Source organism: Lentibacillus populi (assembly GCA_014642895.1).
Classification (GTDB): domain Bacteria; phylum Bacillota; class Bacilli; order Bacillales; family Amphibacillaceae; genus Lentibacillus_C; species Lentibacillus_C populi.
The window spans coordinates 1-10227 of record BMJD01000074.1; the positions used below are offsets into that span (position 1 = coordinate 1).

Sequence of the window (10227 nt, forward strand, 5' to 3'; positions counted from 1 at the left end):
CAACTTCAAAAAGTCTCCCTTGGAGAGGCGATTCATCCCCTACCTACTCATTGAGTTTCACCCTATACATTCCTTGAGGAAGGGGTCTTCTCGCCAATGGAAGATAAAAATACTTCCAAATTCCGTTCAACTACTTTTGTAAAAGGCAAAAATAGTACGAGAATTAAAATGATTGTTAATCCAATAATCATGAAACGTATCCCCGTATCCCCTTTTACTTTTATCTCTCTTAAAGAACGAAAATGAAATTCCTCTATTATATATATCATATTACTTTCCTATTCATGAAGGCAATAGATTAAGCATAAAACAACAGCTCTCCTCCAAAGCATACGATTCGCTTTAACTTTCACCATTTTTAAATTAATATAGTGATAATCTACCAGGCTACCTACGAAAAGGAGGCGAACCTTATGCTGGAACTGCTCTTTATAATGTTTGAACGATTAGGAATCATTGTCACTGCGGCGTTTCTGCTGACCCGGTTTCACTTTTTCCAGGATATGATACACCGCGACGGGCTTAGCAGAAACCAGAAGTATATCGCAATATTGTTCTTTGGCCTATTTGGTATCGTTGGTACCTATTTCGGTGTTGCATTTGATACTGAAACACATCGTGTTAATAGTTTTGCACTTGATCTTGCTTCTGACGAGGCAATTGCCAATTCCCGGGTAATCGGTATTGTCATTGCTGGTCTGCTTGGCGGCTACAAAGTCGGGATTGGAGCCGGCCTTGTTGCTGGGATTCATCGCATGTACCTTGGCGGATTTACTGCATTCGCGTGCGGGGTTGCAACAATTCTTTCCGGTTTTATTGCAGGGGCATTCCGTGAAAAGGGAAAACATGTAAAGCTACTTGTTGCATTTGGGATCGGTGCACTAGCAGAGACGCTTCAGATGGCAGTCATCCTCGTTTTAGCAAAACCATTTGATAAGGCACTGTTACTTGTTGATGTTATTGGGATCCCGATGATTCTCGCCAACGGAATTGGTTCGGCGATTTTCCTCCTGATCATTCAAAATGTCGTGAACGAAAAAGAAAAGGCAAGTGCCCAACAAGCGCAAAAAACGTTGCGTATTGCCGAGCAAACACTTGGTTATTTAAGAAAAGGGATGAATAATCAATCCGCACGGGCCGTATGTGACATATTATATCGTGAAATTCAACCCGGTGCAGTCGCGATAACGAATAAATCAACTATTTTGGCCCACGTTGGATTGGCCAGTGATCATCACATTGCAGGTAGTCCATTACGAACAGACATTACCAAGGAGGCTATCCGAAGTGGTGAACTGCTTATTGCAAATGGGGATGTCATACATTGTTCCGTAGCTGATTGCCCACTTGGCGCTGCAATTATAGCCCCATTAAAACAGCGTGAGGAAACAATCGGAACGCTTAAATTATATTTTAAATCAGAAAAGGAAATGACAGATGCCAGTATTGAGCTCATGTCAGGATTAAGTTCGTTGCTCAGTAATCAATTAGAAATTGCGGAGGCTGATCAAGCATACCAATTAGCCAAAAATGCCGAGATCAAAGCACTCCAGGCACAAATCAGTCCGCACTTTTTATTTAATTCATTAAATGTTATTATTTCCCTGATCCGAATTAATCCGGACAAGGCACGAAAATTGTTAGTGTCACTTTCCCATTTTTTACGCAGCAATGTTATGAGCACAACAACAACGATGGTGTCATTAGAGCAGGAACTGAAACAGGTACAGGCCTATTTGGAAATTGAAGAAGCCCGGTTTGTCGATAGACTTCAGATAAAATATGATGTAGATAGCCATGTTCTGAACCAAAGATTACCGCCGCTGACATTACAGCCAATCGTGGAAAACGCCATTAAACATGGAATCAAGGATCTGGAACAGGATGCTGTCGTCCACATTTCGCTGCAGGAAGAAAATGAAACAATACATATTTCCGTAAAAGACAATGGAAAAGGAATGACCCCGGAGCGAATTACTAAACTAGGCAAAGAAAAAATAACATCCGAAACTGGGACAGGCGTAGGATTATACAATGTTAACCGCCGACTAGTAATGACATTCGGAGAAAAAGCCGGGATTAAGATTAACAGTTCGTATGGGCATGGGACCAAGGTCTCCTTCCAGATACCCAAGAGAAGGTGAAGTCATGAAACAGATCCAAGTACTGATTGTAGATGATGAACGTTACGCTCGGGACGAGTTAAAACACTTACTATCTAATTTTGCTTCCATACAGGTGGTAGGCGAAGCAGATTCCGGATCCGATGCAGTTTTAAAGGCGCTTCAACTTCAGCCTGATGTTGTATTTTTGGATGTAGAAATGCCCAAGATCAATGGAATGGAGGCTGCCAAATCATTAAGGAAACTGAAAAAGGTGCCATTCATCATTTTCGCTACCGCCTACCCGGAATTTGCAGCAGAGGCATTTCGCCTTGAAGCACTCGATTATTTACTAAAACCATATGACGAAGACCAGTTGAAACAAACCGTTCAACGAATCGAAAACAAATTTCTTCACTCTCAAGAATCTGGCGACACGAAATTTGGAAAGCTTGCCATTGAATCTGAAGGGGAAATTCATTACCTTTTTCCAAAAGAAATTCTCTATATTTATCATGAAAACAAGTTTTCGAAAATCGTTACAAAAAAGGATGCATTTCAAGTGAAAATAACATTAAAAGAGCTGGAAAGTCGCCTAGCTCCCTACTCTTTTTTCCGGATACATAAAAGTTACCTTGTTAATCTGAACTATGTCAGCAGGTTAACACCTTGGTTTAATGGCGCCTATCTGCTTGAACTAGACGACAGTGATGAAAAACTATCTGTAAGCCGAAACTATGTAAAAACATTACGCAAACGACTAGAATTATGATTTTAACTAAACATGTTAAGCTTGGATTTTTACATCTTATCCTTAAGATTCCACATGTTATGGCAAAAATGGCCTTTTTGTGACATTTTCCCTTAAACTTATTGTAAACGAATTCATTCAAGGCTTACACGAGGGGGAACGAATATGTACACATTTTTATTTGGGGTTGTTTTATTGTTAGTCGGATACTTCACATATGGTAAATTTATAGAAAAGATGTTCGGGGTCAAGGAAGAAAGAAAGACACCTGCCTATACAAGCCGGGATGATGTTGACTATCTACCAATGAATACACCGAAAAATTCATTGATTCAGTTATTGAATATCGCTGGAGTTGGCCCTATTTTCGGACCAATTATGGGAGCGCTTTATGGTCCGGTTGCCTTCATCTGGATTGTCCTTGGCTGTATTTTTGCAGGTGCAGTTCACGATTATTTAACTGGAATGATCTCGATTCGCAATCGAGGTGCACACCTTCCTGAACTTGCCGGGAAATTTTTGGGCAAATTTATGAAGCATGTTGTAAACGTCTTCACTATATTGCTATTATTGCTGACTGGAACTGTATTTGTAACAGCTCCAGCTGAATTATTGCACAACTTAATGAACGGTTGGGTTGGAATGGGATATTTAATTGGTGCCATTTTCCTTTACTACATTCTGGCAACACTTCTTCCAATCGATAAAATTATTGGACGTTTTTATCCAATCTTTGGTGCATTGTTAATTATTAGTGCGGTTGGTGTCGGAGCTGGGATGGTAATTACCGGGGCACCAATTCCCGAACTTACGCTGACAAATATGCACCCAGATAATGCTCCAATATTCCCGTTATTATTCCTAACGATTTCTTGTGGTGCATTATCTGGATTCCATGCTACACAAACACCGATCATTTCTCGTACAACACAAAGTGAGAAACACGGTCGGAAGATTTTTTACGGCATGATGATCGCCGAAGGTATTATTGCCATGATCTGGGCTGCAGCAGGCATGAGCTTGTTCCATGGTCCAAATGGTTTGAACGAAATCCTTGCTAACGGCGGCCCAGCAGCAGTCGTAAGTGAAGCGTCAACATTAATGCTCGGATCAATTGGAGGAACACTGGCAATTCTCGGGGTTATCGTCCTACCAATCACATCTGGAGATACATCATTCCGAAGTGCTCGAATGATTATTGCTGATTACTTTCAGTTTTCACAAACTAAAATTCCCAGTCGGTTAGTCATTGCTGTACCATTGTTCATCATTTCAATTGCATTGACCCAAATAGATTTCACATTGTTGTGGCGCTATTTCTCATGGGCTAACCAGTCAACAGCAGTAATCGCCCTTTTTGTCGGTTCTATGTATCTCTATATTGCAAAGAAAAACTATTTCGTCTCACTGATCCCAGCAGCTTTTATGCTAATGGCGACAACAACTTATATCTTAAATGCCAGTATTGGATTTGGCTTATCTTTAAAAACGTCTTATATAGGGGCCGCCATTATTTCCATCGTTCTAATCAGTATTTTCTTCTACGCTGCCAATAACACACAGAATAAAAATATTGAACTTGAAGAAGATGTGTCCAATTGGGGGAAGACAGCTTAATAATTTTTATAAACTAAAGCATGCCACTCCCGTATAAAAGGAGTGGCTTGCTTTATTATTCCTTCTTTAGACCTGCTAAATATTACCCGGGAAATAATTAGCAAAGCATGTCAGTTGCTGGTGAACTTCACCGATACTTGGCACCTGTTATTAACACCCCTCAAAGTTCGTATATTGATAGATAAAAGAAAATTCACCTTACTAAAAACTAATATAAACGGTACAAAGTTGAATATTATATCGAAAAGTGTTATTATTGTTCGCAAATATAACAACCCTATATATTCTCGGTAATACGGATGGAATTTCTACGGAGTGACCTTAAATTACTCCACTATGGACGGTGCTTCCTCATGATGAAAAAAGCCGTTCTAAACGAATGGCTTTTTTGTTTTTAGAAAGAACATCCTACTCAGGGGGAAATGAAAGAAAAAACCGAACATGCCATTCCTCATCCATTTTCTCTATAGCAATTCCTCGATACCCTTTTTTTAAAAAGGCTAGTTGTCCAGTTGTATCTTCCATTTTGACCAGAATTTCTTCAGTATCTGGTCGTGATGTTGCAGCCTGTAAATCCTTCATAAATATGTACCGTAATCTCCCTCCATACTTTTCTTTTAGCGCAACAATTTCCATGCCAAGCGCTAATTTATCTTTGATGCTCGGGAAGTTAAACGGAGCGACGGTTGCACATACAAAGCGGAATCGCCTGCTATCGACCTTTTCAAATAATGTCTTTCCATCAAAGTTTGCAAACCGTTTCCGCGATACGTTGGATGGACGTTAGATACTTCTGAATAGATTACTTTCGCAAGTTCATCTCTTGTCAAACCTGCATCAACACCTAAATGTTCGTCATTAATTTCTGGTATCAGCAGCGCGCGAAAGGCGATCAATTCATTACCGGTAAAAATACCAATCATCGATCCGTTACCTGATAAAATAAATGAAAATTCCTGTTGACTGAGCGGCTTCAGGATAGCTGCCGTTTTTAATGTGTTTTTGACAACTTCCTGCAAGTTCATAATTAATGGCAGATCACCCATCATCAAGCACCGGACATAAAAGGCTTGTCCGTTGTTAAGTGTCCCCTCTTTGATGATATTGTTCATCGGCTGATCCTCCTGAAATCTACCGTTAGTTCATTGAGTATTTTTTTATTAACATTGACTCCTAAACCAGGTTGTTCCGTTAACTGGATAAAAGGGATGTCATAGTGCAAACTTCCGATGTCTTTGGCAAATTTCAATGGACCCGTCAGTTCGACACTCCTAATTATTTTTTTGGAAAATGCAACATGAAAACCTGCCGCTGAGCCGACCGAAGATTCGACCATGGAACCGATTTGGCAATCGATGCCAGCCATTTCTGCCATGTGTGCAAGTTTTGTAGCTGGGTATATCCCTCCGCATTTCATTAATTTGATGTTAACTTTATCTGCAGCACGCTTGGCAATTACCTCACGCATTTCCCTAATCCCGCGCATCCCTTCATCAATCATCACTGGTAATGACGATTTAGACTTAACTTCAGCTAAGGCATCGATATCATCGGCTGTAACAGGTTGTTCGATCCAGTCCAATGAAACAAGGCGGAGCTTTTTGAGTGCTTGAAGTGTTGCTGCACTCGATTTCCACCCCTGATTCACATCGACACGAATCGCGACATCCTCGCTAACACGTTCCTGTACTGCCTTAATCCGCTTCACATCTTCCGTAACGTTTGTGCCAACTTTCATTTTAAAGGAACGGTAACCTTCTCCAACCCGTCTTGCCGCTTCAGCAGCCATTTTTTCCGGTTCATCAATACTCAGCACATGTGTTACAGGGAAACGGTCATGATAGCGGCCGCCTAATAGCGCATACACTGGAACACCCAGTGCCTTGCCAACAACATCGTAACAAGCAATATCGATCGCTGCTTTTGCCGTTGGAACTGCATAAATCGCTCTGTTCATAATATCGTGGATGCGTTCCAGATTTACCGGATCCTCTCCTAATATTGCCGGCGCTAGCGTTGCGGCGAGAACGTGGAACGTACTTGCCCAGCTTTCCCCTGTCACATGTTCATCGGCCACCCCTTCCCCGTATCCAACCATACCAGTATCTGTAGTAACCTTCACGATAATTGATGGCATCGTGTCAAATGTTGCATAACTAATCACAAATGGTTCGTTTAAGGGTAATTGTATGGCATAGATTTCAACTTCAGTAATTTTCACAAATAGTACTCCCTTCAATCTATTCCCATTTTTACCAATAGCTTGTTCACTTGCAAACAGGTTTCTAGCATATTTTTAAAATAGTTTTAATTCACCAATCCGCACAACTGCTTCATCCAGCCGTTCCACTGAATCCAGCAAGCCAACACGTACATAGCCTTCTCCCTGTGAGCCGAAGCCATTTCCAGGGGCAACAACGACATGCGCTTGTTCCAACAGTAGATCAGCAAATTCTTCGGTGGTATAGCCATCTGGAACTGGCAGCCAAGCGAAAAACGTACCCTTTGGTAGATCCACCTTCCAGCCTATTCGGTTCAATCCGGAAATAAACCGATTCCGTCTCTGGGCATATGTATTCCGCAAGTGCTTTACCGAGGCCTGATCTGCAGTCAATGCTACCGCTGCTGCCTTTTGCACGGCACCAAACAGACTGACATACAAATGATCCTGAAGCAGATTAATAGAATCGATTACAGAACGATTCCCGACAGCAAAAGCAACACGCCAGCCTGCCATATTGTATGTTTTGGATAGCGTATAAATCTCAATACCAATATCTTTTGCTCCAGCAGACTGCAAGAAACTTTGCGGCTTCCGGTCAAACCCAAGCGCACCGTAAGCAAAATCATGGACAACACAAACATTATACTGCTTAGCAAGGTCAACCGTTTCGTCAAAAAAATCTTTTGTTGCCGTAGCCGCAGTGGGGTTGTTTGGATAATTCAAGAACATAAGTTTCGCCCGCCCCAGTGTATCTGCTGCTATTTTTTTATAATCAGGTAAAAAATTATTTTCACTGGTTAATGGCATAAACTCAGGGTTCGCGTTTGCCATTGCAACCCCTGATAGATAATCCGGATAACCGGGATTTGGAAGCAATGTAATATCACCTGGATTTAACAAGCATTGACTAAGGCTCACCAGTCCAGACTTTGCCCCAAATAAAATCGCAACCTCCTGCTTCGGATCAACATCGACTTCATATTCCTTTTTATAAAACGTTGCAACCGCTCGCTTCAGATAATCGAACCCCTGAAATGGGGAATATTGATGATTGACAGGATCTTTGGCTGCTTCTTGCAATGCACGTACTACATATTCCGGTGTCGGCAAATCTGGATTTCCTTGTCCTAGATTAATAATGTCATGCCCTTGATCTTTTAACTGTTGGGCCTTTTTTACAAGCTTCGCAAAAAACTGATCCGGCAGCCGCTTCAGCATCTCCGACTGTTCAAATCTCTGCATCGTATCCATCACTCCCCCAGTAAGTAATTGGTATTTATGATAGCGATGATATGACTGTTTGTAAAGGGAATTTTGTAGTACACTACCTTTCTGTTTTCAATATTCAACAGGAAATGTTTCAAATCATGTATAAAATACCCTATAGGCCAACTTGCGCGCTATAGGGTACACTTTATTTACATATTTTAGTCTTATTTAGTGTTAAAATTAATTGTTAAAGCTTATTCGAAAAGCCCGGTAAAAATGGCACTTTAAACTTCTTCGTTCATCCAGTAGGAAAGATGAAACAGTCCCACCTTGAAAAAAGGAATTCATGGATTGTTCACTTTTGTAAATAGATATGAGCTATGCATATTTTATACTGATAGGATAGACATAAGGCTGTGCCGGGCTACCTATTTCTTTCCATTCCTTCACAATGAGGACAGGTAATTCTTTACCCTTATAATTACCGATACTTATTTCTGCTTTTATCTCTATCCATGTATCCTCAGGTAATGAAATAGCTTCTTCAAATTCTGACAAAAATCCAATCACACCAGCATCGGCTATGCAATGGGTTATAAGAAAACGTGCTATAACCAATTGATTTTGGGAGAAATCATTTTCTCGATAAACAAATCCTTTTAATGTTATTTCCTTCCCCTGGAAACGCTGAATATCTTTATTGATCTCGTTATAGTATGTTGCATACAATGTGTCTGACATCGTTATTTTTGAAGTATCTTTTAATTCTTCTATCAGGCTATCATACGCTTCCGATGTAATGGTGTTGGAATACACATTAGGGTCAATCTCGTGATAATTGGGTGAAGCGTTTTGATTGCTTGCGGTCCCGGAAGAATTTTCATTACCTTCCTCCATGTTATTATTTGCTTGATTTGTTAATGAAAGCATCATTCCCTTTTTTTCCGCAATTGAAGCATCCAGAGTTGTAGTTGGCAACAGGGTACCAGTAAGCAATGGTAAACAAATGATCAGGTAAGCTATAATTTTTCTCATGTTTATCGTTCCATCTCCGTGATCATGATGATGGTGATCATGATGGTGATGGCTTTTCTGCTTAGCAGATGACCAGATCCTGAATAGCTGTGATAAAAATAACACAAAAAATAATAAGGCTCCCATTTTGCTTAAACTATCATATTTAGGATTTATGTACTTTTCAATTTCCCCTGATTGATGTAAGGTAACTAAAAAAATGGTAAACATCATTAATATAACTGCCCGTAACGCCTGTTGAAAATGGAACCTCATACGATCACTCCCAAATAAAACTGGTGAAATATCATTAACGTGATAAACACAATAACGGCTACCAGGAAAACAAAGACCATCACAAATTTAGTTTTAAACACACTAAGCATCATAAACGTATTTTTTAAATCAACCATTGGTCCAAAAATCAAAAATCCAAGGATTGATGTTACAGGGAACAAATTCCCGAAAGAAGCTCCAATAAAAGCATCTGCTTCGGAACATAATGACAAGATATAGGCCAGCCCCATCATTATTGCGGTTGAGGAAGCAACACTATTCCCCATCGATACCAAATCAGCAGAAGATATGTATGTTTGAACAAATGCCGCTAATGCCGCGCCAATAAAAAGATACTTTCCTATATCAAAAAATTCATCAATTGAATGCATAAACATATGCCCTATTTTGTTCCATATTCCAGAACTGCTTCCATCCCTCTGTACACTACGAGCGGAAATTTTTAACTGATCTCCTTTAACCAGCAAACTGACAATAATCGCAATAATCATCGCGATTAGGAATCCTATAATCATCCGCAATAATGCTATTTCCACATCGTTCCCAAACGCCATATAGGTCGAGATGATGACGATTGGATTAATTAATGGGCCTGTAAGCAAGAACCCAATACCGGCATAAATCGGCACTCCTTTTGCTACTAGTCTTCTAACAATTGGGACAATCCCGCATTCACAGGCTGGAAAGCACGCACCGACAACACAACTCATCGTTACCGCCATAAATCTATTTTTGGGAATCCACCTTCTGATATGTTCATCTGTTACAAACACTTGTATAATTCCCGCAATTAATACACCTATTAAGACAAACGGTAAAGCTTCTATTAAGATACTCAAAAATAGCATATTCATCTGATAAACAGATTCAGGCAAGTTTACCATCCATTTTATAGACTCACCGAATGTGGTAATTGGTATGTGTAAAATTATACTCGGTAGTAATTGCGGTACTTTTTGATAGCCAAAAAAGAGAAGGCGCTCTATCATTAAAATGTATGCTTTGCACGGCAT

8 protein-coding genes, 1 pseudogene and 1 riboswitch are annotated in these 10227 nt (G+C 40.2%); of the genes and pseudogenes, 3 read left to right on the forward strand and 6 right to left on the reverse strand.

The features are described 5' to 3' along the window. Window positions 1-62: 62 nt before the first annotated feature. Complete coding sequence (locus IEX12_RS23630; RefSeq protein ID WP_088052802.1) at window positions 63-269, reverse strand: hypothetical protein; 207 nt, start codon at window positions 267-269, stop codon at window positions 63-65. A 144-nt stretch (window positions 270-413) separates the two neighbouring features. Here IEX12_RS23630 and IEX12_RS22160 point away from each other — a divergent pair, with 144 nt between their 5' ends. The 3 genes from IEX12_RS22160 (at window position 414) to IEX12_RS22170 (ending at window position 4470) form a co-directional block, all read left to right on the forward strand. Continuing rightward, window positions 414-2144 (forward strand): sensor histidine kinase, encoded by a 1731-nt coding sequence (locus IEX12_RS22160; RefSeq protein ID WP_088052801.1) that lies wholly within the window; start codon window positions 414-416, stop codon window positions 2142-2144. Between the two features lie 4 nt (window positions 2145-2148). Next, on the forward strand, window positions 2149-2874 hold the full coding sequence (locus IEX12_RS22165) for a LytR/AlgR family response regulator transcription factor (RefSeq protein ID WP_088052800.1): 726 nt from the start codon (window positions 2149-2151) through the stop codon (window positions 2872-2874). Between the two features lie 144 nt (window positions 2875-3018). Further along, entirely contained in the window at window positions 3019-4470 is a 1452-nt protein-coding gene (locus tag IEX12_RS22170; RefSeq protein ID WP_155554478.1) for a carbon starvation CstA family protein, read from the forward strand. A gap of 257 nt (window positions 4471-4727) precedes the next feature. Further along, window positions 4728-4827: riboswitch (purine riboswitch) on the forward strand. Between the two features lie 51 nt (window positions 4828-4878). Here IEX12_RS22170 and IEX12_RS22175 read toward each other — a convergent pair. The 5 genes and pseudogenes from IEX12_RS22175 to IEX12_RS22195 all read right to left on the reverse strand — a co-directional run bounded on the left by IEX12_RS22175 (window position 4879) and on the right by IEX12_RS22195 (window position 10227). After that, window positions 4879-5582, reverse strand: a pseudogene (locus tag IEX12_RS22175) (N-acetyltransferase). Next, a complete protein-coding gene (locus tag IEX12_RS22180) occupies window positions 5579-6691 on the reverse strand; it encodes a mandelate racemase/muconate lactonizing enzyme family protein (protein ID WP_155554477.1) in 1113 nt (370 codons plus the stop codon). The pseudogene IEX12_RS22175 and the gene IEX12_RS22180 overlap by 4 nt, the downstream one beginning before the upstream one ends. Window positions 6692-6766: 75 nt before the next feature. Continuing rightward, complete coding sequence (locus IEX12_RS22185; protein ID WP_155554476.1) at window positions 6767-7936, reverse strand: pyridoxal phosphate-dependent aminotransferase; 1170 nt, start codon at window positions 7934-7936, stop codon at window positions 6767-6769. A gap of 345 nt (window positions 7937-8281) precedes the next feature. After that, window positions 8282-9193 carry a TIGR03943 family putative permease subunit gene (locus IEX12_RS22190; protein WP_155554475.1) on the reverse strand — a complete coding sequence of 304 codons (912 nt, stop codon included), beginning with the start codon at window positions 9191-9193 and terminating at the stop codon, window positions 8282-8284. Further along, window positions 9190-10227, reverse strand: coding sequence for a permease (locus IEX12_RS22195; RefSeq protein WP_286171346.1), 1038 nt, complete (start codon window positions 10225-10227; stop codon window positions 9190-9192). The genes IEX12_RS22190 and IEX12_RS22195 overlap by 4 nt, the downstream gene beginning before the upstream one ends.

Excerpts from the sequence above, each read along its gene's own strand:
- IEX12_RS23630 (WP_088052802.1), bottom strand. The coding sequence starts at position 269 with ATGATATATATAATAGAGGAATTTCATTTTCGTTCTTTAAGAGAGATA.
- IEX12_RS22160 (WP_088052801.1), top strand. The coding sequence starts at position 414 with ATGCTGGAACTGCTCTTTATAATGTTTGAACGATTAGGAATCATTGTC.
- IEX12_RS22165 (WP_088052800.1), top strand. The coding sequence starts at position 2,149 with ATGAAACAGATCCAAGTACTGATTGTAGATGATGAACGTTACGCTCGG.
- IEX12_RS22170 (WP_155554478.1), top strand. The coding sequence starts at position 3,019 with ATGTACACATTTTTATTTGGGGTTGTTTTATTGTTAGTCGGATACTTC.
- IEX12_RS22185 (WP_155554476.1), bottom strand. The coding sequence starts at position 7,936 with ATGCAGAGATTTGAACAGTCGGAGATGCTGAAGCGGCTGCCGGATCAG.
- IEX12_RS22190 (WP_155554475.1), bottom strand. The coding sequence starts at position 9,193 with ATGAGGTTCCATTTTCAACAGGCGTTACGGGCAGTTATATTAATGATG.
- IEX12_RS22195 (WP_286171346.1), bottom strand. The coding sequence starts at position 10,227 with ATGCCGTGCAAAGCATACATTTTAATGATAGAGCGCCTTCTCTTTTTT.